Annotated in this window: 20 protein-coding genes; 9 read left to right on the plus strand and 11 right to left on the minus strand. The window is 70.6% G+C overall.

The annotated features are described in order from the left end of the window. Positions 1-363 precede the first annotated feature (363 nt). Complete coding sequence (locus tag D7Y04_RS22330) at positions 364-1953, plus strand: glycosyltransferase family 39 protein (protein WP_121760643.1); 1590 nt, start codon at positions 364-366, stop codon at positions 1951-1953. A gap of 26 nt (positions 1954-1979) precedes the next feature. Here the strand turns inward: D7Y04_RS22330 and ruvX are convergent, their stop codons facing one another. After that, the gene (ruvX, locus tag D7Y04_RS22335) at positions 1980-2435 is read right to left on the minus strand and encodes a Holliday junction resolvase RuvX (RefSeq protein ID WP_120596426.1); all 456 of its coding nucleotides are present in this window, start codon (positions 2433-2435) and stop codon (positions 1980-1982) included. A gap of 211 nt (positions 2436-2646) precedes the next feature. Between ruvX and D7Y04_RS22340 the strand changes: the two genes are divergently transcribed. Both D7Y04_RS22340 and D7Y04_RS22345 read left to right on the plus strand, forming a co-directional pair. Beyond that, positions 2647-4182: a hypothetical protein gene (locus tag D7Y04_RS22340; protein WP_121760644.1), complete on the plus strand. Its 1536-nt coding sequence runs from the start codon at positions 2647-2649 to the stop codon at positions 4180-4182. 8 nt (positions 4183-4190) lie between these two features. Then, the gene (locus D7Y04_RS22345) at positions 4191-4715 is read left to right on the plus strand and encodes a tetratricopeptide repeat protein (RefSeq protein ID WP_120599657.1); all 525 of its coding nucleotides are present in this window, start codon (positions 4191-4193) and stop codon (positions 4713-4715) included. 145 nt (positions 4716-4860) lie between these two features. Here the strand turns inward: D7Y04_RS22345 and D7Y04_RS22350 are convergent, their stop codons facing one another. The 4 genes from D7Y04_RS22350 to D7Y04_RS22365 all read right to left on the minus strand — a co-directional run bounded on the left by D7Y04_RS22350 (position 4861) and on the right by D7Y04_RS22365 (position 9535). Continuing rightward, positions 4861-6057 (minus strand): M48 family metalloprotease, encoded by a 1197-nt coding sequence (locus D7Y04_RS22350; protein WP_121760645.1) that lies wholly within the window; start codon positions 6055-6057, stop codon positions 4861-4863. A gap of 15 nt (positions 6058-6072) precedes the next feature. Next, positions 6073-7257 (minus strand): tetratricopeptide repeat protein, encoded by a 1185-nt coding sequence (locus D7Y04_RS22355; protein WP_121760646.1) that lies wholly within the window; start codon positions 7255-7257, stop codon positions 6073-6075. A 248-nt stretch (positions 7258-7505) separates the two neighbouring features. After that, a complete protein-coding gene (locus tag D7Y04_RS22360; RefSeq protein ID WP_120599660.1) occupies positions 7506-8618 on the minus strand; it encodes an ArsA-related P-loop ATPase in 1113 nt (370 codons plus the stop codon). Beyond that, positions 8615-9535 (minus strand): ArsA family ATPase, encoded by a 921-nt coding sequence (locus tag D7Y04_RS22365; RefSeq protein WP_014399115.1) that lies wholly within the window; start codon positions 9533-9535, stop codon positions 8615-8617. The genes D7Y04_RS22360 and D7Y04_RS22365 overlap by 4 nt, the downstream gene beginning before the upstream one ends. A gap of 196 nt (positions 9536-9731) precedes the next feature. Here D7Y04_RS22365 and D7Y04_RS22370 point away from each other — a divergent pair, with 196 nt between their 5' ends. After that, positions 9732-10043: a hypothetical protein gene (locus D7Y04_RS22370; RefSeq protein ID WP_120599661.1), complete on the plus strand. Its 312-nt coding sequence runs from the start codon at positions 9732-9734 to the stop codon at positions 10041-10043. A 22-nt stretch (positions 10044-10065) separates the two neighbouring features. After that, entirely contained in the window at positions 10066-10872 is an 807-nt protein-coding gene (locus D7Y04_RS22375) for a ParA family protein (protein WP_121760647.1), read from the plus strand. Positions 10873-10924: 52 nt separating this feature from the next. Here D7Y04_RS22375 and D7Y04_RS22380 read toward each other — a convergent pair whose 3' ends face one another. Further along, a complete protein-coding gene (locus D7Y04_RS22380; protein ID WP_120599663.1) occupies positions 10925-11599 on the minus strand; it encodes a polyhydroxyalkanoate synthesis regulator DNA-binding domain-containing protein in 675 nt (224 codons plus the stop codon). Positions 11600-11767: 168 nt separating this feature from the next. Here D7Y04_RS22380 and D7Y04_RS22385 point away from each other — a divergent pair, with 168 nt between their 5' ends. Then, complete coding sequence (locus D7Y04_RS22385) at positions 11768-13945, plus strand: zinc-ribbon domain-containing protein (protein WP_121760648.1); 2178 nt, start codon at positions 11768-11770, stop codon at positions 13943-13945. 6 nt (positions 13946-13951) lie between these two features. Beyond that, on the plus strand, positions 13952-14743 hold the full coding sequence (locus D7Y04_RS22390; RefSeq protein ID WP_121760649.1) for a hypothetical protein: 792 nt from the start codon (positions 13952-13954) through the stop codon (positions 14741-14743). On the opposite strand, the gene D7Y04_RS22395 is transcribed toward D7Y04_RS22390, so the two are convergent. Then, complete coding sequence (locus D7Y04_RS22395; RefSeq protein WP_120599786.1) at positions 14740-14964, minus strand: twin-arginine translocase TatA/TatE family subunit; 225 nt, start codon at positions 14962-14964, stop codon at positions 14740-14742. The genes D7Y04_RS22390 and D7Y04_RS22395 overlap by 4 nt on opposite strands. 119 nt (positions 14965-15083) lie before the next feature. Between D7Y04_RS22395 and D7Y04_RS22400 the strand changes: the two genes are divergently transcribed. Then, positions 15084-15800 (plus strand): glycerophosphodiester phosphodiesterase family protein, encoded by a 717-nt coding sequence (locus D7Y04_RS22400; RefSeq protein WP_121760650.1) that lies wholly within the window; start codon positions 15084-15086, stop codon positions 15798-15800. Here D7Y04_RS22400 and D7Y04_RS22405 read toward each other — a convergent pair whose 3' ends face one another. The 3 genes from D7Y04_RS22405 to D7Y04_RS22415 form a co-directional block, all read right to left on the minus strand. Beyond that, positions 15801-16709: a hypothetical protein gene (locus D7Y04_RS22405; RefSeq protein ID WP_121760651.1), complete on the minus strand. Its 909-nt coding sequence runs from the start codon at positions 16707-16709 to the stop codon at positions 15801-15803. It abuts the gene before it with no gap. 192 nt (positions 16710-16901) lie between these two features. Next, entirely contained in the window at positions 16902-20156 is a 3255-nt protein-coding gene (locus D7Y04_RS22410) for an MXAN_5808 family serine peptidase (protein ID WP_121760652.1), read from the minus strand. 217 nt (positions 20157-20373) lie between these two features. Further along, on the minus strand, positions 20374-21183 hold the full coding sequence (locus D7Y04_RS22415; RefSeq protein ID WP_121760653.1) for an EI24 domain-containing protein: 810 nt from the start codon (positions 21181-21183) through the stop codon (positions 20374-20376). Positions 21184-21242: 59 nt separating this feature from the next. Between D7Y04_RS22415 and D7Y04_RS22420 the strand changes: the two genes are divergently transcribed. Further along, positions 21243-22580, plus strand: a complete 1338-nt coding sequence (locus D7Y04_RS22420) for a glutamate--cysteine ligase (RefSeq protein WP_120599298.1) — start codon at positions 21243-21245, stop codon at positions 22578-22580. Between the two features lie 48 nt (positions 22581-22628). Here D7Y04_RS22420 and D7Y04_RS22425 read toward each other — a convergent pair whose 3' ends face one another. Then, positions 22629-23252 (minus strand): hypothetical protein, encoded by a 624-nt coding sequence (locus D7Y04_RS22425; RefSeq protein ID WP_120599297.1) that lies wholly within the window; start codon positions 23250-23252, stop codon positions 22629-22631. Between the last annotated feature and the right edge of the window lie 4 nt (positions 23253-23256).

Here is a 23256-nt window from a genome sequence, read left to right on the forward strand (position 1 = left end):
CACGGGGTGAAAAGGCACTTCGATTATAAGGACCCTGACGCGCGCTGGGAGGAGCCCCCCCGGTGCGATGTGTCCGGTCCCACCTCACCCAAGCGCGTACTTCCCGACGCTTGGGCTTCCGCTGGAGGACGCCCCGTCCAGGCAGGCCCTCACTGTGGGGCGGCGTCCGTGTCCGCTCCACATGTCGGCATGACGGCCGGCGCACCGGTTCCGTCCTGCCCAGAAGGGTGCGTAACGGCGCGAATCACACGCTGCCCGGGGAAGTGATTCCCGAGGAAGCACGGGGCAGGCGGGCGGGCATCGGGCAGGAGGGAGGGACGCTGGCTTGGCTTTGAGCCCTGCCTGCGTATCCTCGCGCGCGCCATGGTTCCCGCTTCGAGTCCCGCCGCCCTTGCTTCCCCTCCCTCCGCCGTGCCCGGTCTGTCCGCGGTGCCCGCACCCCAGCCCGAGCCGTCCATCCGGTGGTTGGTGGGTCTGCTGCTCGTAGCGGCGCTGCTCCCCCGGTTGGGGGTGTTCTTCATCAACGAAAACCTCTTCGGTGACGCAGTGGTGCGCACGGAGCTGGCGGAGCGGTGGCTCGCCGACCCCCACGTCATCACGTCCTACAAGGACGGCACGTATCAGTTCGGCCCGCTGCACCTGTACCTGGTGGGCGCGGTGCTGTCGGTGTTCGAGCGCGACGTGGCGGGCCGGCTGGTGAGCCTGTTGTTCGGAGTGGCGTCGGTGGTGCCCCTGTTCGCGCTGACGCGGCGGCTGTTCGGCTGGCGCGCGGGCGTGGCGGCGGGGCTGGCCTTCAGCGCGTGGGGCATGCATCTGCAGTTCTCCACCACCGCGGGCAGCGAGTCGGTGTCGCTCTTCTTCATGTTGGCGGTGTTCGCGCTGGTGGCGGAAGGGGTGGAGGAGAACCGCTTCCAGCCGCTGTTCTGGGGCGCGGTGCTGCTCAACTTCGCGTGCGCGCTTCGCTACGACGCGTGGCTGTACATCCCGCTCATCACGGTGGCGCTGGTGTTCAGCAGCGAGGACCGGGTGGCGTCCCTGACGCGCGCGGTGGGCTTCGGGCTGGTGTGCCTGCCGTTCCCCTTGTTGTGGATGCAGGGCAACGAGCTGGCGCACGGCGACCCGTTCTTCCCCATCAAGGCGGTGGAGGACTTCCACAAGCAGTGGGTGGCCGACTCGGGTGGTGCGGGGGGCGCGCTGGGCTGGCGGTTGCAGCAGCTGGGGTTCTGGCCCGCGGTGGCGCTCTTCACGCTGACGCCCGGCGTGGCGCTCCTGGGCGGGGTGGGCATGGTGCGCGCGTGGAAGAAGCACCCGGAGACGCGCTGGCTGGTGGTGATGGCGGTGGTGCCCGCGCTGTACTTCACTCTGCGCGCGGCGGTGCTGCTGAGCTTCGTGCCCCTGGCCCGCTTCACGGTGACGCAGCTGGTGCTGCTGCCGGTGTTCATGGCGCCGGGTCTGGCGGCATTGGTGGGCAACAAGGGGCCCTTCGCGCGCCGCGCGGTGGTGGGTGTGAGCGCGGTGCTGGCGGTGGTGATGCCGGTGGCGCTGGGCATCTACACGTTCCGCACCGAGGGCGGGCTGCACGACTCGCTGCGCCCGGTGAGCCCCACGTCCACGAATCCCGTGGCGGTGATGCAGGTGGCGCGCTTCCTCAAGGAGGAGGTGGCGGCGAACGGCGGCGCGGCGGCCATCGACGATGACCCGAGCTACATGGACCTGCAGGTGGCCTTCTTCTCCACGCTGCCGGAGATGCGCATGGCGCGCGTGCGCTGGGACACCTTCCGTCAGCGCCTGGCGGACGCGCGGCCGGACGTGCTGGTGCGCTTCGACGGCGGCAAGCTGGTGAAGGACCCGGGCGTGAAGCTGGATGGGCGCACGCTGACGCTCGACGGCGTGGCGTACCAGGAGCAGGACGGCTTCTCCGCGCCGCTGCACGTGTACCGGCGCCAGCCGTAGTCCTCAGCGACTCCCGGAGGTGCTGCTCAGCCCTCCGGGTCGTAGTTGTCGTCGTAGCCGTCGTCGCCCTTGGGGCGGTGCGCGTCCAGCCAGCCCTGCAGGATGAACTGCGCGGCGAGCTGATCAATGACCTCCCGCCGCTTCTCCCGGCGCACGTCCGCCTCCAACAGGGTGCGCTGGGCGGCCACGGTGGACAGCCGCTCGTCCCACAGCTCCACGGGCAGTCCCGTCGCGCTCTCCAGCACCTGCGCGAACTTGCGCGAAGCCTCCGCGCGGGGCCCCTCCGAGCCATTCATGTTGAGGGGCAGCCCCAGGACGAAGCGCGTCACCTCGTGTTCCTTCACGAGCCGGGACAGCTCCGCCAGGTCCCCCTTGAGCGACGTGCGCCGCACGGTGGTGACCGTCTGGGCAGTGAGCCCCAGTCCATCCGAGACGGCCACCCCGATGGTCTTGGTGCCGTAGTCGAGCCCGAAGGTGCGCATGGGCGCGGGACTCTAGCCGCAATCCTCCGCCGCGGACCGACCCGTCCGTGGGTGGGGACGCGGCTGGCGGCCCCCTCGGGCCAACCCCGCGTTTCGACTCGCCCCGCTCGCTGGTGTGCCCGGCACCGCCGCTGCAATGCCTGTCCGCGTCCGAAGAGACGGCGCGCGGCACCTGGCAGCACCCACTTCAACCCGTCGCGCGGGAGTATCGATGCTCGACATCCTGAAAGGCGTGGCGAACCTGCTGGGCGGTCCCATGGCCGCCGTGACCGACCTGGCGGGGGACGCCCTGGGGCTTCCGCCCGTCCTCACGAACTCCATCAAGACGGCCGCGGGGGTGATGACCGGCAACGTGATGATGGCGGCCAGCGGCGCGCTGGGCGTGGCGGATGAGCTGAAGAAGAATCCATCCGCGAAGACGGAGTACTGCGCGCCCCAGAACGCGGCGAAGGCGGGCGCGGGCTACGCGAGCTCCGCTTCGGCCGGCGCTTCGCAGGCGGCAGGCACCTCCGGAAGCCGCAGCCCGCTGGATCCCAAGCTGCTGGACTACGCGGACTCGCTGCGCACGCTGGAGGCGAACTTCGGCTACCTGGACCTGCTGGACGGCAAGAAGGACGGCTCGCTGTCGCACGCGGACCTCCAGCGCATCTCGCAGGACAAGAACGTGTCGCCGTCGCTCCGGGACGCGGCGAAGTTCCTCGTCGACAACCGCGGCTTCTTCGAACAGGTCGACACGGCGAAGAAGAGCCTCCTGATGCTGAAGCTGCCGGGCCTGAACGATGACCGCATCGAGCTGGTGGGGCTCCAGCAGGAGTCCAAGCGGCTGGCCGGCGAGTTCGCGAAGTACGGACGTCCGGAGCGGCCGGGCCGCCCGTCTCCTTCGCCTTCGGACTGCGCGCCTCCGCCTTCGGACTGCGCGCCGCCCACCACCGGCGGTGGCGCCCGGCCGGGAAGCGGGGCAGGGCGGCCGGGCACTGGCGGCACGGGGCGGCCGGGCAGCGGCACGGGTAGCACGGATGGTGGCGTGTCGGGCCGGCCGGGCCAGGGCGGCGGAAGCACGGGGGGCACGGGGCGGCCGGGGAGCAGCGGGGGCTCGGGGGCGGTGGATCCGGACCTCAAGGAGTACGCCGACGCGCTCCAGGTGCTGGACGAGAACTGGGACACCTTCGACACGGCGAAGGGGACGAAGGACGGCAAGCTGACGATGGCGGACCTGGAGGCGGTGCTGGACAGCCCGGCGGCGTCCTCCACGCTCAAGCGCGCCGCGCAGTTCTTCACGGACCACCCGGAGTACTGGCACCGCCTGGAGATGGCGGCGGGCGGCGGCCGGGACGGCGTCACCAGCTGGCAGGACCTGGACGCGGAGCTGGACTCGGTGCCGAAGGCGTCGAGCGGCAGCGGCCGGAGCACGGGCGGCTCGCGGGCGCGCGACATCGTGGACAACCCGAACCTGAGCATCGAGCAGAAGGTGCAGGCCCTGCTGATGGGCATCACCGAGGACACCGACGACGAGCTGCTGGACGTGATGAACGAGATGGCCAGCGCCCGCGAGGAGCGCGCCACGTTGGGCACCAGCGACTCGGACAAGGCGCGTGGCGCGAAGCTGGACACGAGCATGCAGGAGCTGGAGCTGCGGCTTCAGACGCTGATGGAGAAGCGCAAGGCCATGTTCGACCTGATGAGCAACATGTCTTCGAAGTTCAACGAGATGGCGAAGACGGCCATCTCCAACCTGCGCAGCGCGTGAGGGCCGCCATGGGACGCATCATCAAGCACGAAGGCGGCGAGGGACTGACGATGGAGATCGGCACGGCGCGCAGGCTGAAGGCATTCGCGCGGGGGGAGACGACCTGGGCGGAGGTGGAGGGGATGACCTTCGAGGAGGCGAAGGCCATCGCGCAGGTGGGCTGCGACCTGGCGGCGGCGGGCCGGATGGAGGAGGCGCGCATCCTCTTCGAGGGGCTCGTCGAGGGGAACCCGAAGGACTCCGCGGCGCACGCGGCGTTGGGCACCGTGTACCAGAAGCTCGGGAGGGTGGAGGACGCGCTCACCGAGTACACGCACGCGCTGACCGGAGACCCGCGCAACCCCGTGGCGCTGACGGGCCGGGGCGAGCTGCACCTGCGCCGGGGCGAGCGGCAGGGCTTCACGGATATCGCCAACGCGGTGGAGGTCGACCCTCATGGCGAGACGTCCGCGGGACGCCGCGCGAAGGCCCTGGTGAAGGCCATCACCCTGGTGGCGGTGGAGAAGCTGAAGGAGGGCGCTCCGCCGACGTGAGCGGTTGACGGGAGAGACGTTTCAAGACGGATGTGCCACCGGACAGTTGGGGAGCGGTCCGGGGGCGGCCGGCCGGAGGGTGGGCCTGGATGGCGAGGGGGAGTGGAGTGGAGGCCCATCCACCGGCGGCTTCTTGAAAGTGGCTTCAGGGCGCGTCGAGCGCGGTGAGCCGTTCCCCGATGGGGGGATGGCTCATGCCCTTGAGCACGACCCAGCGGGGCGGCTCGGGGTCCATCTTGTTCACCCGGGCGGCCTTCACCAGCATGCGGCGGAAGGCGCCGGAGTCGCCGGTGAGGTTCAGGCCGTAACGGTCCGCCTCGCGCTCGCGCTCGCGGGAGAGCGCTCCGGCCACGGGGGCCGCGAGCGTGATGAGGAGGAACACCACCAGCGAGATCAGCGGCAAGGTGCGGATGTCGCCCGAGCGCTGGATGCCCCACCAGCCCCGGCGGGCGGACAGGCGCAGCAACTGGTCGATGAGGAAGAGCAGGGCCAGCAGCGCGAGCGACGAGAAGATGCGGCCGGGCCAGCGGGGCTCGTTCACGTGGCCCGCCTCATGTGCCACTGCGGCCAGGACTTCGTCCTCCGCGAACTCACTCAGGATGACGTCGTTGAGGACGATGGTGCGCGTGGGGCCCTGGCCGGCGAAGTACGCCTGGATGCGCTTGGACTGCACGGACGTCTTCTCCACCACCACGTCGGAGAAGGTGATGTCCGCCTTGCGCATCAGCTCGGTGATGCGCGAGCGCAGCGGCCCTTCCTGCAAGGGCGTCTGTTCGTAGTAGAGGCGGGCGCGGTACGGGTCCAGGGCGGCGGCCACCAGCATCAGCAGGGCCACCGGCACGCCCAGCACCAGCCACCACCTGCGCACGCGGCGGGCCAGGCCATACAGGCCGATCACGAGCGCCGTCAGCGCGATGGCGCCCACGAGGGTGCCCTTGAACCACATCCACGCGAAGGTCGCGGGCGTGTCGTTGGACAGGCCGTGCCGGTGCTCCAGCACGTAGAAGAAGTACACGTTCGCGGGGGCGTAGAGCAGCTGGGTGGCCAGGTCGATGAAGAGCGCGAAGAGGAGCGCGGCCCCCCAGCCGGGCTCGCCCCACAGCCGGTCCATGGCGCTGAAGAAGGCGCGGCTCACCGGGGCCTTGCGCAGCGTGCCGCCAAACCTGCGCTCCAGTGAAGCCGCCGCGGCCGTCGCCCCCCGGTACACGGGCCGCACGAGCACGGCCAGGATGAGCGCGGACAGGGCCAGCCGCACCAGCGGGTCCACCGCCGCCCGGATGTAATAGGGCTGGTGGTAGGCGTGGATGTCTGCGAGTTGCTCCGGGGTGAAGAGCGGTTCCATGGCCGGCGAGGGGCGCTAGCGGTGCTTCGCGCCCGCGTTGGAGGCGGGCATGGGCACGGAGACCCCTTCCGACTCCGTGTCGGCGTCCGCGTCCGCGAGCAGGAGCGTCTTCACCTTCTCCAGGCTCTGGCGGGTGCGGTCCACGAAGGCGTTCTGCGAACCGATGCGCTCGGCGGCCTCCAGCGTGCGCTCGTAGATGTTGATGGACTTGGTGAGCAGCACGCGGATCTTCTTGCGCAGCTCCTGGCGGTAGACCTCCGCCTCCTCTGCGTTGAGCTCCGGGGGCGTGGGCGAGTTCACCATGTGCTCGTGGAGGTTCTCGTACAGGGCGCCAATCTGCGCGCCCGCGGCGGTGGCCCAGTAGCCGTTGCCCACGCGGATGGCGCGCAGGTAGTGGCCCTGCGCGGACAACAGCAGCTCCGCCTTGTAGTTGAGGTCCTGCGCCAGCCCGTCGCTGCCCCGGCTGGCCTCCAGCTTCACGGCCTCGTAGTGCAGCCGGTAGATTTCGCCGACGAAGAAGTGCGCCTGCGCGGGGAAGTAGTCCTCCACCTCCGCCTTGTCCGGCAGGGCGTCATACGCGGCCAGCGCCTTGCGCAGTGTCCCCTCCGCGTCGTCGGTGCGGCCGGCCTCCACCTGGCAGATGCCCTGCTGAACCTGGGCCTCGATGCGGCGTCCCGCGGGCAGGTCCGCGCGCGCGGCCAGCGTCGTCAGCAGCTTCACCGCCTCCTCGTAGCGCTCCAGGTGGTAGAGCGACTCCGCCACGCGGAAGGACGCGTCCAGCGCGTCGCCCTGGCCCTTCTCCGGCTCCGCCAGTTCGGCGAAGCGCCCGTAGGCGTCGTCCCACTCCTTGAGTCGTTGGTGCGCGAGGCCCGCGTTGTAGAGGGCCTGCCGGCGGTGCTGGCTGTTGGGGTGGAAGTCCGCGAGCCGGCCGAAGTAGCGCGCCGCCTGCTTGAAGTCGTTGGCGGCGAAGGCGGAGGTGCCGCCCGCGAAGAGCTCCTCGTCGTTGAGCTTGTCCAGCTCCAGGTCCGCCGTCACCGTGACGGGGTCGAACTCCACGACCTGCTTGTTCGCCGTGGCGTCCGGCTTCGTTCCCGCGCCCGTGGTGCGGCAGCCCGTGAGCGTCAGGCCCAGGCCCAACACGCCCACCCACAGCCACCGCCGGGCGACTCCGGCTGACTCCATCCGCTTCCTGCCGTGCATGCAGCTCGCTCCCATCCGGACGCCCACGTCACCCGGTGCGGCCCCGGACATCGACACCCCGGCGACCCGCCAGGTTCCCGGAAGTGCGCTTCCGCGGTGCTTCCGGAGCCCGCCAGTCTAATGCGGGAAGGCCTCCGGTGCTCAGTCGCCCGTCCGCCCGGCATGAACGCCCCCGCGCGCCGGAAATGCCCGGGGTCTCCGAGCCTCCGGCGAGCCTTCGGCGCGTCACGCGGGGTGGGGGAGGGCGCTCAGGCGAGGACGTCGTCGCCCAGGAGGTAGCGGCCGGTGCCCCACAGCGCGGTGAGGTCGTGCACATCCAGCCCGAAGCGCGGCACCTGGATGAGGGGCGTGCCCGGACAGGCCGCGCGCAATTGCGCCAGGCCCTCCAGGTCCTGCTGCGCCAGCACCTGGGTTTCGCGCAGCGTCTCCTCCACCTTCGCGCGGCGGGTGGGCGTCAGCGTGGCCGCGTCCGCCCACTGCGCCTGGGTGGGCAGCGGGTGCACGCGGTTCACCACGATGGCCGTCATCTCCATGCGGTTCTGCTTGAGCAGCTTGTGGAAGTGGATGGCCTCGTCCAGCCGCTCCGGATTGGGGCTCGTCACCAGCACGAAGCCCGTCGTCTTGTCCTCCAGCAGCTCGCGCACGCCGCGGGCGCGCTCGCGGAAGCCCTCGTTCATGGAGGAGAGCGTCAGCATGAAGGAGGACAGCTCCTGGAGCATCTCCGTGCCGGTGAAGCGCGACAGCGCGCGCGTCACGTAGCTGCCGCCCAGGTTGAAGAGGGACAGGCCCACCTTGCCCGCCTTCAGCGCGGGCGTGAGGAGCCACTTGGCCGCTTCGTTGTCCAGGAAGTCCAGCACCCGGTTGGGCGCGTCCAGGAAGTCCAGCGCGTGCGCGGTGGGCGGCGTGTCCAGCACCACCAGCTCGTAGTCCGTGCTGCGGCGCAGGTCCCAGACCTTCTCCATGGCGATGTATTCCTGGCTGCCCGCCAGGGCCGTGGAGAGGGACTGGTAGAAGCGGTTGGCGAAGATGCGCTCGCGCTGCTCCGGCGGGGCCACGCGGGTGATGAGGTCGTCCCAGGTGGCCTTCATGTCCAGCATCATCGCGTGCAGGGCCGCCTTGGGCTTCACGCCCAGGGGCTCCAGCACGGACGCGGGGACTTCCGCCTCCGTGTTGCCCAGGCCGGACAGGCCCAGGGAGTTGGCCAGGCGCTTCGCCGGGTCGATGGTGCACACGATGCTGGGCCGGCCATCCACTGCCGCGCGCAGCGCGAGCGTGGCCGCCACCGTCGTCTTGCCCACGCCGCCAGAGCCCACGCAGATGAGCACGCGCTTGTTCGCGAGCGCCGCTTGCAGCGCCGTCATGCTCCCGTGCCTCCCGTCACCATCGCGTTCAGGTGCCCCATCACCGTCTCCACCGCGTCTCGTCCGAAGCGCGGCACGAACAACCTGGGCACCGTGTACACCGGCGCGTGGAGGTTGCGCTCCAGCTTCGTGCCCGCGAGCACCGCCTGCGACGCGCGGTCATGGTGCGCCTGGGCCACGCGCATCAGCTCCGGGTGGCCCGCGAGCGCCTCCAGGTCCGCCTCCGTGAAGCGCTGGGGGAAGGCCTGGTTGAGCACCGCCGCGTGCGTGCGGATGTGCACCCGGTCTCTCAGCGCGCCGTGCAGCTCCAACGCCTCGTTCACCGGCATCTCCTCCGGCAGCGCCACCAGCACCGCGGCGGTGACGGACGGGTCCACCAGCAGGTCGCGCATCTTCAGCGCCTCGCGCGTCATGGGCCCCGGCGGCACCGTCTGCAGGAGCACCTGCGGCACGCTCAGGAAGGAGATGGCGTGGCCGGTGGCGGGCGCGTCCAGCACCAGCGTGTCGTACTTCCAGCGGCCGTCCGGCAGCTTCTCCTGGAGGTGGAAGAGGATCTTCCCCAACAGCACCAGCTCCTGGAGCGACGGGATGAAGCGCAGGAAATAGCGCACCAGCCGGTTCTCGAAGACCGTCTTGTAGAGGGTCTCGAAGCGCAGGACCATCAGGCCGTACTCGCGCATGGCCTCCTGGGGGCGCACGTCCACCGCCCAGAGGTTCTCTTCCAACAGCTTCACCTCCGGGCCGGCTTCGGGCAGCTCCAGGATGCGGCTGACGCGCTCCTGGGTGTTCACTTCGCACACCAGGGTGCGCCGGCCGGCGCGCACCGAGGCCAGGGCCAGGGCGGCGGCGACGGTCGTCTTCCCCACGCCCCCCTTGCCAGAGACGATCCACAGGCGTTTGTCGAGCAGTCCGGCCATAGAGGGCGCGCGAACCGTAGGGATGGGTTCCCGGAGAGTCAACGAGAGTCCACGAGCGGAAATCCCCAATGTTGCCCTGCTTGACACGTCGCGTTGGCCCCTCCCAGAGTGCGGCGTCCTCTTCCTGACGTCCCGCCTGTCCCGACGGCCGAGATGCCGTGTCCGGGGTGGGCCAGACCTGAACGGTTCCAAGAACATGCTCAAGAACAACCCGGTGATGAAGAAGCTCGTGGAGACGGGCGAGGAGCGCGTGGGCAAGCTCGCGCAGCAGCTGCTCTCCAACGAGAAGTTCGTGTCGGCGGTGCAGACGCTGGTGTCCCGCTCGCTCGCGGCGAAGGGGACGCTGGACGCGGCGCTGCGCACGGCGCTGTCCGCCATGAACCTGCCGTCCACGGCGGACCTGGAGCAGCTGCGCTCGAAGGTGGACGACCTGGAGAAGCTGCTCGCGTCCGTCGAGGGCAAGCTGGACACGCTGGTGTCGAACACGTCCTCGAAGAAGAAGGGGTAGGGCGCGGCAAGCCCTCACGGCCATGCGGCGCATCGCGTTCATCAACGAGAAGGGCGGCACCTGCAAGACGACGCTCGCGGTGAACACCGCCGCGTGGCTCGCGCTGGAGCAGCGCCGCCGCGTGCTGCTGGTGGACCTGGACACGCAGGGCCACGCGGGCAAGTCACTGGGGTTGGACGTGCGCACACTGCCGCGCAACGTCTTCCACCTGCTCACCGACGCGGAGGTGTCCCTGGCCTCCGTGGTGCGCCCCACGGGCGTGAGCGGGCTGGACGTGGTGCCCGCGTACAAGGAGATGGCGGAGTTCCCGGTGGTCGTGGCGCAGGACCCGCGCCGCGCGCACCGGCTGGCGGACCGCATGCGTGAAGCGGAAGCCGCGGGCTACGACATGGTGCTGTTCGACGCGCCTCCGTCCATGGGGCTCACCACGCGCAACATCCTGGTGGCGGCCACGGAGGTGGTGGTGCCGGTGGCGCTGACGTACCTGGCGCTGGACGGGTGCGCGGAGCTGGCGGAGACGGTGCGCCAGGTGGGCGAGGCGGAAGGGCGCACGGACCTCCGCGTCACCCGGGTGGTGCCCACGCTGTACCGCAAGACGGCGCTGGCCACGGCCATCCTGGAGCGGCTGCGGACGTACTTCCCCGACGCGCTCGCCGCCACGCCGCTGGGCTACAGCGTCAAGGTGGACGAGGCGCAGAGCCACGGGAAGACCATCTGGGAGTACGCACCCCAGAGCCCGGGGGCGCGGATGCTCTCGGCCATCGCGGCGGAGATTGACGGCGGGGCCCCTCCGGCGAAGCGGAAGCGGACCCGGCCGAAAGTGGCCTGAAGCGCCGGCGCCCGCTTCGTCACGGGCGCCACGGCGTTCAGGCACGGGTGCTTCAGGGCGCGCTGGTGTCCTTCTTGTCGCCCTTCTCCACGGCGTCGAGCTTCTTCTCCAGCTCCTCCAGCCGCTGCGCGAGGGCCTGCATGTCGCGGCCCAGGGCGGGGAGGTTGCCGGTGAGGTTCTCCACGACCTGCTTCACGCGCTCGTCGATGCGGCGCTGGAAGTCCTCGAAGGCGCGCTGGCTGGCCTTGAGCAGCTCCGCCGGGTTGAGGCTCGCGGCGTTGCCCTCGGCCTGCGGCGCGGGCGTGGCGGCGGGGGCCTCCGGAGGGGCCTCCTGCAGGCTGCCGTCCTCACGGCGCAGCAGCTTGTCCAGCCGCTGCTCGGCCTCCTCGCGGATGGAGGCCACGCGCGGCGAGACCTCCTTCTGGATGAACCCGGAGATGGACTCGCCGGGGTGGCGGATGATCTCCCGCAGCACCGACAGAGGCATCTGGTTCTTCTTCTTCTCCTCTTCGAAGATGATCTGCGCGAGGGTGACGGAGGTCAGGTCTTCCTTCGTGCGGTTGTCGACAATCCGCACCTCGGTGCCCTCCTTGATCATCGCGGCGATCTCATCGAGCGTGACGTACCGGCTCTCCACGGTGTCGTAGAGTTTCCGGTTCGTGTAGCGCTTGATGATCTTCGGCTCCTTGGTGTTGCTAGGAGCGTTTGCTTGCTCGGCCTCGCTCATGTCTGTCGTCTCCGACCCCGGCTGCGCCTTGGCATTTACTGGTTTACTTCTTGATTTCCAAAGGGGCGAACCTCGTATCAAAGGGGTTGGAAGCGAGCAAGTTACCCGGGCCCGACTCGCGGTGGTTGCCGGGTGGGCCTATGCTCCAAGTCCCCCCGACCCGACCCCATGATCGTCCAGTGCGAACAGTGCCAGACGCGGTTCAAGATCCCCGACGAGAAGGTGACGGAAAAAGGGGTCAAGGTCCGCTGCACCAAATGTCAGAACACCTTTCGGGTCGCGCGTGAGCCCGCGCCGGCCCTGAGCGCCCCCCCGCCCGCTGGCCCTCCGGCCGAGCCGCCGGACCCGTTCCAGGCGTTCGGAGACGCCCCGGAGCCCACCGGGGAGGTCACCCGCCCGGGTGCCGCGTACTACGCGCCCGGCGCCCCCTCGGTGAAGTCCCAGGTCCAGTCCTGGGGTGACGTGGATGTGGACATCGACGTGGACGCCCCGCAAGCGGCCCCCGGCCGGGCCCCCGCCACGCCGGGCGCCCCCGGGGCGATGATGCCGTTCGACCCGCCCACGCCGGTTCCGGGCGTCGCGTCCCGGCGTCAGGCTGCCCCGCCGCCGCCCCCGAATCCGGTCGTGCCGGACCTGGATGACCCGTTCGCGGACTTCATGATGGACGCGCCGGCACCGAGCGCTCCGGTGGCCGCTCCCCGGCCGGCCGTGGCTCCTGCTCCTCCGGCTGCGGCTCCCCGTCCGGTGCCTCCGGGGGCCTTCGCGCCTCCCCAGGCCGCTCCTCCCGGGGCGCTCGCGGGTGCGGCCCGTCCGGCGGCCGTGGCTCCGAGCGGACCGGGAGCGTTCTCCGCGGCGGCCGCGCCTCTGGGGGGACCTCCGAGGCCCGCGGCGCCCAGGGGCCCGGTTCCTCCCGGGGCGGTGGCCCCTCCTCCAAGCGCCTCCCCGTCCGTCGCTCCGGCGCGTGCCGCCATGCCTCCGGGGCCTGGCGCCTTCTCGGCCGGCGGACCGGCACCGTCGGGTGCTGCTCCGGCGCGCGCCGCCATGCCTCCGGGGCCTGGCGCCTTCCCGGCCGGCGGACCGGCACCGTCGGGCGCTGCTCCCGCGCGTGCCCCCATGCCTTCGGCGGGAGCCCCCGTCGCGCGCATGCCCCTGGCCTCGGTCCCTGTCGGGGCGGCACGTCCCGGGACCGCGCCCGTGGCCTCCGCGGGGCTGGCCGCCGCCGGTTCGACGGACCTCTCGCCGGATCCGCTCTTCGACTTCCCCATCGACGCTCCGGCGGTCCCGGACGCGGCGTCCCTGCGCCATGCCGCGAACGTCGCCCAGGCGCCCGCTCCAGGCGGCGCCACGGCGGTGGGGCCGGTGACGCCCTCGCCGGGCTTCGAGAGCGAGGATCCGTTCTCGTCCATCGACATGGCGGCTCCGTCCCCGGACCTGTCCGCCGCGCCCGAGGACGCCCCCGAGGACACCCACGTCGGTCCGGAGCCGATGGGCGACCTGTTCGACTTCTCCGGCGCGGGGGCCTCCGGCGAGGAGGGGATGGCCGCCTCCGACACCGGCCGTGCCGCGCTGCTCGGGGATGTGCCCGCTGAAGCGGGCGCGGACGAGCCCGGCGGCATCTCGCTGCTGAGCGACGTGCCGGCGTACGACGACGGCGACCCGTTCAAGATCACCACGCCCCGCCGCGAGGTGGTGGACCTGGCCAGCATGCGCGGGGGCCCGGCCGTCACGGTGGCCAAGCCCTCCGCCCGCATCGAGGACGTGGGCATGCCCCAGCGGCGGATGCCCGGCCGCGCGCGGAAGCTGACGGGGCTGGTCCTCAACCTCACCATCGCCACCGCGTTGGTGGTGGCCCTGGGCGCGCTGGGCACCATGTACCTGCGCGACGGCAAGGTGGACCCCTCCACGCTGTCCCCGGACCGCCTGCGCACGCTGGTGATGCCCGCGTCCCGCCCGTTCATCGCGAGCGACGTGTCCAACGGCCTCTACGAGACGCGCGACGGCCGCATGCTCTTTGTCGTGCGCGGAGAGGCGGAGAACCGCACTGGCGCCGCCGCGGCCGTGCGCGTGCGCGCCGCCCTCTTCGACGGCGACCAGCGGGTGCGCTCCACGGAGGGTCTCGCGGGCGCGCTGGCCACTCCGGAGGAGCTCCACGCCGTCACCACGCGTGAGGCCGCCACCGCGCTCCGTCAGCGCATGGACGCGGCGTCCCTGCCGGTGCCGCCGGGCGGCAAGGTGCCCTTCCTGGTGCTGTTCCAGGAGTTCCCCGCGGACCTCACCGGACTCCGGCTGGAGGTGACGCTGGAGCCCATCCCCTCCGAACCCACCGCGGACCGCACGGGAGGCTGAGCCGTCATGTCCACGCTGGAGGAGGCCCGCGTGCTCGCGCGCAACCTGCACGCCCTGGGCGGAGGCGCCACCGTGCGCCGCAAGGCCGCCGCGCGCGAGCTGGCCCGGCGTGAGCCCTTCGACACGAACGAGCTCATTGGCCACCTGCTGTCGCTGTCCCGCTCCGGACAGGCCCCCGCCACCTGCGTGCTGTCGGACTTCCTGGCCGCGTTGGACCAGGAGGCCGAGCACATCCCCCACGTGGAGGCGCTCCGGCGCATGGCCCATGTGCAGTCGCTGGAGGCGGTGGCGGACCTCTTCGCCCAAGGCCCCGCGCGCAAGGAGCTGGACGCGGACGCCGCCGCCCGTGCGGACGCGCAGGCCGCCAGCCAGTCGCTGGGCCACCTGAAGCAGCAGGCCCGCCTCACGCGCGACCCGGACGTGCTGTCGCGCCTGGCCACCGTGAGCAACCCGGCCGTGCTGCGCAACGTGCTCATCAACCCGCGCCTCACCGAGGACCTGGTGGTGCGCATCGCGGCGCGCAGGCCCGCGCGTCCAGAGCCGCTCGTCGAAATCTGGAAGTCGCCGCGCTGGTCCGTGCGCCACAAGGTGCGCCGCGCGCTGGCCTTCAACCCGTACCTGCCACCGGAGGTGGGCGCGAAGCTGGTGCCGCTGCTCTCCACCCTGGACCTGCGCGAGATGGTGGAGGACGCGGGGCTTCTGCCCGCCCTGAGGCAGCAGGCCGCGCGCCTGCTGCTCGCGCCAGCGCCCGGTACCCCGCCCGGTCCGTTGGTGCTCCCGACAGGGGAGGAGTTCTAGGAGCGGCGGTCCTTGGAGGAGCCTTCGGTGTAGTCCGCGTCGGTGCTGCCCCGGCGCGAGTGGGGCAGGTGCTTCACGTCCACCAGGTCGTCGCCGCGCGACGCCTTGCGGAACGAGTAGACGAACTTGCCCACCGCGTTGCCCAACTGCCCCATCCGGGCGGCCGAGAAGACCACCAGCAGGATGAAGCCGAGGACGAGGAACTCTCCGGTGCCCAACATGCGTCGGACACTGCAATAAACCCACCCGCGAGGCAAGTCGCGCCAGCGTGTCCACCCCCGTATGCGCCCGCCACGTCGGCGCTGCGCACGGGGGGCGTTTGAGCGCACACTGCGCGCCCATGCTCCTGCTCGCTCACCGTGGTGCCAGCGCCGACGCCCCCGAGAACACCCTGGAGGCCTTCGCGGAGGCCGTGCGCCAGGGCGCTGACGGCGTGGAGCTGGACGCCATGGTGTGCGGCTCCGGCGAGGTGGTGGTGTGCCACGACGAGCGCCTGGACCGCCTGGCGGGGCAGCCCTGGGAGGTCCGCTCCACGCCCTGGTGGAAGCTCTCCCGCGCGGACGTGGGCACGCCCCTGGGCTTCGCCCCCGCGTGCATCCCGCTGCTGGAAGAGGTGCTGGACGCGCTGCCGGAGCACTTCCTGGTCAACATCGAGCTGAAGTGCGACCGCTTCGACGACGGCGGCCTGGCGGCGGGCGTGGCGCGGCTGTTGCGCGAGCGCGACCTGGCGGGCCGCGTGGTGGTGTCCAGCTTCAACCCGCTGTGCCTCTTCCGGCTGGCGGCGGTGGCGCCCACGCTGCGCCGGGGCTTCCTCATCGACCCGGACAAGCCCTGGGCGCTGCAGGCGTACGCGCTGAGCCCGCTGGTGTCCTCGCACTCGGTGCACCCCTTCCACGAGGCGTGCACTCCGGAGCGCGTGGCGGCGTGGAACGACGCGGGCCTGCGCGTGGCGGCGTGGACGGTGGACGACCCCCGGCGCGCCCGCGAGCTGCGGGACCTGGGGGTGTCCTACCTCATCACCAACCGCCCGGGCCGCGTCCGCGAGGCCCTGCGCTGACTAGAAGTCCAGGCCCAGCGTGGTGTTGAAGGCGAAGACGGAGGGCAGGTCGCGGCTGCCGGCGCCCTCCTGGTCGAAGCTGCCCAGGTTGGTGAGCGAAATCTCCGCGCCCAGCTGCAGCACGCCGCCAATGAAGCGCGCGCCCGCGTAGAAGCGCGGGGTGAGGTTGTCGCCCGCGTTCACCCGCGAATACGGCGCGGTGTTGGTCAGCGCGTCGCGCGAGTCGTTGAGCCCCGTGTCCGCCGGGTTGCGGCTCGGGTCGAAGTCCAGCGTGCGCGTGGTGGCGCTGACGAAGTTCAGGTCCAGGCCGCCGTAGGGCGTCACCGTCACCATGCCGCCCAGCGGGAACTGCTTGCCCACGCCGATGTCCAGGCCCGTGGTGGTCAGGTCCAGGTCTTGCGCGCTGAAGAGCTTCGTCACGTGCAGGCGCACGCCCACGTCCGGCAGGTACGTGAAGCCCTCGTTGACGGCCCACTTCAGCTCGCCCGTGGCCGTCACCATGCTGCTCTTCTCAATCCAGCCCACGCGCCCGCCCAGCTCCAGCGAGAAGGGCAGGCCCTTGCGCACGTGCAGGGACGGCACCAGCACGGAGCCCGGCTGCGCGCCTTCCGTGGGCAGCTGCACGTCCTCCGGGAGCGACACGACGGACAGCTCCGCGTTGAAGGCGAAGCCCGAGTGGCCCGTGGTGCGCGGGGGCATCAGGTTCGCGGACGTCATCACCGCGCCGAACGTGCGCGCGAAGGCACGGAAGTCCGCGCTGGCTTCGGCGAACTCCGTGTTGGTGATGACGGAAGTGGCGCCCCGGCGTTCGACGCCGAAACGGGAAATGACCAGGTCGTTGGCGTCCGCATGGGCCGCGGCCCCTGACAGCGCCGTCGCGAGCACCAGCCACCGACTGAACGTCTGCATGGGGGAATCACGCCTCCGGGACGCGTGCCGGCCAAGCGGGCGCCCACCTCCGGCGGACCCTAAATCGGCCCTCGGTGAAGCGTCAACAAAACGGGCGGCCCTCCTCCAGGGAAACGCCCCCGTTCGAAGGGGGACGTCCGCTGGAAGCGAGCCGCCCGGGTCAGGCGGTTTCCGGGTGCGTGCCCGGAAGGCCTACTGCTGGCGCGGCTTCACCGGCGTGGTGGCCGTGGCGGCGGGCGTCGCCACCTTCTGGGCCACCTCCGCCGGACGGCGGCGGATGACCAGCGTGCGGCGGCTGGCGAACTCGGTGCTCTCGCGGGCCACCACCAGCACGTTGTTGTTGCCCTCCTTGAGCGCGAAGTCCGCGGTGAACTTCAGCGTGTTGGGCTCGCCGCCCTTGGGGTCCACGGCCTTGAAGTAGACCTTCTGGTCGTTGACCAGCACGTAGACGTCCAGCAGGCCGTTGGGGTCCTTCACCGCGCCGGAGAGGGTGAACTTGTCGCCGTTCACCACCACGCCGCCGTGGGACGGATCCACGTCCAGCTTGATGTCCGGCGGCTGGTGCGTCGTGGTGAACGCCACCGTCTTGGGCGCCGCGGCCTTGCCGGTCTTCACTTCCTTCGCGTCCTGCGTGCGCACGAAGGCGAAGCGGTCCTTCTCCAGCGCGACCTTGTAGTAGCCCTTGGTGGTGGCCTCCAGGGCCAGCGTGGCGCCCTGCGGCAGCTTCGCCACCGGACGCGCGTCCGCGGTGGGCGAGGCGAACAGCTCCGCCTTGTCGTTGAGCTTCACCAGGCCCTTCTTCGCCTCCAGCGGGGCCACGGGGCCGTCCTTCACGGGCAGCTGGAGCTTCTCCAGGACGAACTCCTCCAGGGGCTCGTCGAGGATGGCCAGCTTCAGCGGGAAGGTGTCGCCCTTGAAGCCCTTCTTCAGGGACACCTGGAAGCGCGCCGTCTTCGTCTCACCGGGCTTGATCTCCCCCAGTTTGAAGCGGCCCTTCTCGATGAAGATGTTCGCGTCGCCGCCGTTCTTGATCTGCGCGAACGAGTCCAGCGCCGCGCCCACGCCCGTGTTGGTGACGTCCATCACCACCGTGACGTCCTCGCCGCGCTGCACGACGCCGTCGCCGTTGCACTCGGCGCAGTCATCCACCACCTGCCAGTTGAAGGCGAACGCGGGGCGGGGCAGCTCCACGAAGGACAGCTCCGACACCAGGGTGTCGCGCAGCGCGCCGTTGTCGTCGAACAGCTTCACCTTCACGTCGTCGCGGCGGCTGGTGAGGTCCTTGGGCAGGCGCACCTGCACCTTCCAGGACTTCTTCTCACCCGGGGCAATGGCGCCGAAGAGGAACTCGCGGCGGTCGAGGAACGCGTTGTCGCTCTCCGTCCAACCGCGCACGCGCTTGAGCGGCTCCGTGCCCTTGTTCTCCACGTTGATGACCATGTCCAGCTGCTCGCCGGCCAGGATCTTGGCGTCGGAGCCCGGGGAGAAGCTGGCGTCCAGCTGCACGTTCTTGGGCGTGGGACCGGGGCTCCAGTCCAGGCCGAGCGCGGCGATGGCGTTGTTGATGCGCTGCTCCTCCTCGTTGCGCTTCTGCTCCACGAACGTCTTGCCCTTGGCGAGCTGCTCGGCGCGCTTCGTGGCCGGCACCTTCAGGACGAAGTCGCGGGCGAACTGGACCTCGAAGTCCTCCTTGATCTCCTCCTGGGACTCCGCGTCCAGCTGGTCGTCCAGGTCCTCGCCCTGGCCGGCCACGTCCACGTCCAGGAGCGGATCATTCTGGCCGTGCTCCTTCTTGGTGTCCTTGGCGCCCGTGCCCGGCTTGGCGGCGACCTTCTCCTTGGGCTCTTCCTTCTTGGCGGCGGCCTGGGCGGCCTTCTCGTCCACCTTCAGGTACTTGAGGCTGGTGCCCGGCTTCTCGCGGTCCAGCACCTCTTCGCGCTTCTTGGCGACGGTGGAGGACTCCGGGTTGCCGAAGTGCTGATCCAGGTCCGCCTCGCCCATGGACTTGCGGGGCGCGAACACGTCCACCCGGTCCGCGGTGACGCGCGTGGGCACGAGCTGGATGTCCGGCACGATGCCCACTTCCTGGATGGAGACGTCACCCGGGGTGAGGTACTTGGCGATGGTCAGCTTGAGCGCGCTGTCGTCCGGGAAGTCGTAGAGCACCTGCACGCTGCCCTTTCCGAACGTCTGGCGCCCGATGATGACCGCGCGGTCCAGGTTCTTGAGCGCGCCCGCGACGATTTCAGACGCGGAGGCGCTGCCCGCGTTCACCAGCACCGCGATGGGGTAGTTCTCCTCGCCGTCCGTCATGCGCGCGCGCTTCTCCTCGCGCAGCTTGTCGCTGAAGCCCACCGTCGCGACGATGGTGCCCTTGGACAGGAACGTGTCCGACACCTGGATGGCCTGCTCCAGCAGACCGCCCGGGTTGCCGCGCAGGTCGAGCACGAGGCCCTTGAAGCCGCCCTTGGCCTCCGCCTGCTTGCGGATGTCCGTCAGCGCGGCTTCCAGGTCGCGCGTGGTGTTGCCCTGGAAGTTCTTCAGGCGCACGTAGCCCACGCCGCCCGCGAGCAGCTTGTGCTGCACGGACTCAATCGAAATCATGGCGCGCGCCACCGTCATGTTGCGCGCCTTGTCCCAGCCGTCGCGCTCCACGGTGATGGTGATGCGGCTGTCCACCGGACCGCGCAGCTTGGACACGGCCTCGTTGAGGTCCATGTTGACGGTGGACTCCTCACCAATCTTCTTGATGCGGTCGTCCTTCTGGATGCCGGCGCGAGACGCGGGCGTCTTGGGCAGCACCTTCACCACGGTGAGGTTGCCCTCCTTCATCTGGATGACGAAGCCCAGGCCGCCGAACTCACCCTTGGTGGACAGCTTCATCTCCCGGTACAGCTCCGGGCGCAGCAGCACCGAGTGCGGATCCAACGTGGAGAGCATGCCGTTGACGGCCGCGTACTCGATGTCGCGCGTCTCCTCGATGGGACGCATGTTCTTCGACAGGAAGTCGAACACGTCCTTCAGCGCGAAGGACATCTTCCACAGGGAGTCGACGTGGGAGATGTCGAACTCCTTCTGCTTGCCGTTGACGTTGACGTTGAGCTTGCCCGTCTCCGGGTTGCCGTCCACGAGCACGTCCGGGACGCTCTTCTCCACGTACTCCAGGGAGGCGATCATCATCTCCTTGGGCTTCACCCGCTTGGGGTCGACGTAGTTCTCCTTCACGTAGAGGATGACCTTCGTGAGGACGCGGAGGCTGTTGAGGTCGTGCGGGGCCTTCTCGGCCTTGCTGGCGGAAGGCAGCGCGCCGTCCCAGGAGTCCTGCCCCGCCTCCGCCGCTCCCACGGTGAGCGGGAGGGGAGCACGGTCACTGCCTGCGAATGCCCAGGCCCCCAACAGAACGGCGACGGCGGTGATGCGGCGGAAGATACGCGGCATGCGGTTCATCCCAGCTGGGGCGCGAGAGGCGCCCCGGGTGATGCGTGAAAAGCCCTGTGAATCCGAACGGTTCGACGTAAGCCAAGGAACCAGGCAGCGGCCGGGCAAGCCTAATCACGGCTTCCAGGTGCTTCAAGGCGTGGCGTTGTCACTAGCGACCGAGAACGTCTGCCGCAGGCAATGCGTTCCCGATCGGCCCTGACGTACGGACACCCGGCCTCCCCGTTTATTTCGCGTCCGCCCGGGCATCCGGTGGCGGGGGCAGGTCCCCGGCCTCCCGTAGGGCCCGGTAGAGGAGGGTGCCCCCGACGATGGCCACCGGGAGGAAGAAGGTGTTGAGGATGGGCACCCACAGGAGCAGGTAGACGCCCGCCCCGAAGCCCAGGCAGAGGGCCCGGCGCTCGCGCAGCATGCGGCGCACCTGGGCGAAGGGGTACAGGTGGCGGGTCATGGGCGCGGCCAGGTGCTCCGCCGCCATCCAGAGCATGGTCCACAGGCTGGCCAGCACGGTGAACGCCACGCTCCCCAGGCCTGGCAGGAGGTTCAGCGGCAGGAGCACCGCCAGCCCCAGGAACAGCAGCGCCATGCGGGCGAGCGTGTGCAACAGCCCTGTCGTCATGCTCCGCAGGAAGGAGGCGGGTGAGAGTACGGCGTCCGCTCCCGCACATTCGGCTTCCGTGGCCTCCGACACCGGGTCCTGCAGCGGCGTGAGGAGCAGCGGAGGCGCCACGTTGGCGCCCACCACCCAGGCGACCAGGGAGCCCAGCACGAGCGCGGTGTACCAGCCGGCCTGTCCGTACCAGGACTCGGGCCGGGGCCACACGGACTCCAGGAGTCCGGGGGCGTACCGGTAGAGCAGGACGGCCAGGCCCATCAGGGTGATGGCGGTGAGGACGGCGCACAGGCTGGAGAGGAGGAAGAGGCGGCGCGAGCGGAAGATGAGCCCGAAGGCGCGGCCGAGCACTCCCACGCCCTGGAGGAAATCCGACAGGCGGGGCCGGGGGGACAGGCTGGGGACGGGGGACGCAGGAGGCATGGAGTCAGGGTGCTCAAATGAGGGCAAGGCCAACGGCCCCCGTTATATAGGGCGCCCTCATGTCCCTCGACCTCAAGCGCGTGGCCTCCGAGCCCCTCACTTCCGCCGCCCCCCTGGTGGAAGAGCTTCGCAAAGGGGAGAAGCCCCGGACCCAGCACCGCCTGGGGCTGGAGCACGAAAAGTTCATCTACCCCGTGGGGTCCGCCCAACCCGTGCCCTATGAGGGACCGAACGGAGTGGGTGCCCTGCTGGAGCGCATCGCCCCGGGCGGCTACGAGCCCTTCCGGGAGACGCCCCAGTCGCCGGTCATCGCGCTGCAGCGCGGGATGGCGGCCATCTCCCTGGAGCCGGGCGGGCAGTTCGAACTGTCCGGCAGCCCCTTCCACACGGCGCGGGAGGCGCACCAGGAGAACCTCCAGCACCTGAAGGAGACGAAGGCGGCGGCGTCCGCGCAGGGCCTGCGGCTGGTGGCGCTGGGCTACCGGCCGGTGGGCACGACGGGCGAAATGCCCTGGATGCCCAAGACGCGCTACCAGGTGATGCGCCGCACGCTGCCGGAGCGCGGCCGGCTGGCGCTGAACATGATGCTGATGACGTCCACCGGCCAGGTGTCGCTGGACTGGGCGGACGAGGCGGACTGTGTGCGCAAGACGGTGGCGGTGGCGCGCCTGTCGCCGCTGCTGGTGGCGCTGTACGCCAACAGCCCGCTCCTGGAGGGCAAGCCTTCCGGCTACATGTCCTTCCGCAGTCGCGTCTGGGAAGAGGTGGACCCCACGCGCTGTGGCTACCTGCCGTCCTGGTTCGACGGCTCGTTCTCCTATCAGGCGTATGTGGACTGGGCGCTGGACGCGCCGCTCTTGTTCCTGCGCCGCGAGGGCGAGTACCGCCACCCGAAGCTCACCTTCCGCCAGCTGATGAAGGAGGGCTACGAGGGCCAGCCGCCGGACATGGGGGATTGGACGGACCACCTGTCCACGCTCTTCCCGGAGGTGCGGCTGAAGAAGGTGCTGGAGGTGCGCGGCGCGGACAGCGCGAGCGCGGCCATGACGGGCGCCCTGGGCGCGCTCTGGCGCGGCATCCTCTACGACGCGCAGGCGCTGGAGGAGGCGGAGCTGCTCCTGCCGCGGCTGAACTTCACCGAGCACCTGGCCTTCCACGACACCGCGCGCCGCGAGGGCCTGGCCGGGAAGCTGGGGCCTCGCGAGCTGCACCGGCTGGCCGGGGAGATGGTGGCCATCGCGAAGCGGGGGCTGCAGCGGTTGGACCCCGAGGACGCGCCGCTGCTCGCGCCGCTGGAGGCGGTGGCGGCTTCGGGCCGGTCGCCGGCGCAGGCGGTGCTGGACGCGTGGAAGGAAGACCCGCGTCCGGAAGTGCTGATGACGCGCTTCGAGCTGTGAGGACGTGACGCGTCCGCGGGGGCGTGAGTCCCGCGGACGCGGAGCCGGCTAGAAGCGGCCGCCCACGGTGAGGTTGCCGTTGAAGAGGCTGCCCTTGGCCTCCTCGGTGGTGCCGGGGACGGTGGTCAGGTCCTCGCTACCGACGAGGCGGTAGGTGGCGCGCACGCCGGCGGACAGGTGGCCCAGGCGGTATTCGATGCCCGCGGCCAGCGGCAACTCCGTCTGCCAGTCATTGCCGTAGATGGGCGCGGAGCCCGAGGACGCGTGCAGGAAGCTGAGGCCGAAGCCCGCGCCCACGAAGGGGTGCCACTTGTGGTCGACGACGGGGCCGAGCTTGCCCAGGAACGTGCCGTTGTTGCGCCAGATGTTGTTGCCGCCGAGGACGCGGGCGTCATCGATGGGGATGTTCTGGCCCTCGTAGCCGACCTCCACGCCGATGTACTTCCAGGGCTGGGCGTTGGCGGTGATGTTGAACAGCCCGCCCACGCCCGTCTCGTCGCCCAGGTCGCCGGTGAAGCCGCCCAGGCCCACGCCCACGTCCAGGCCGGCCGTGGAGTCCTCCTCGCTGAAGCTGAGCTTGCGCGACACCTCGCTCGCATCCATCGCGAGGGCCGGCCCCGCCACGCACGTTCCGGCCACCACCAGTCCTGCCACCATCGAAGTCCGTCTCATGACC

Source organism: Corallococcus sp. AB038B, assembly GCF_003668955.1.
GTDB classification, from domain to species: Bacteria; Myxococcota; Myxococcia; order Myxococcales; family Myxococcaceae; genus Corallococcus; species Corallococcus exiguus.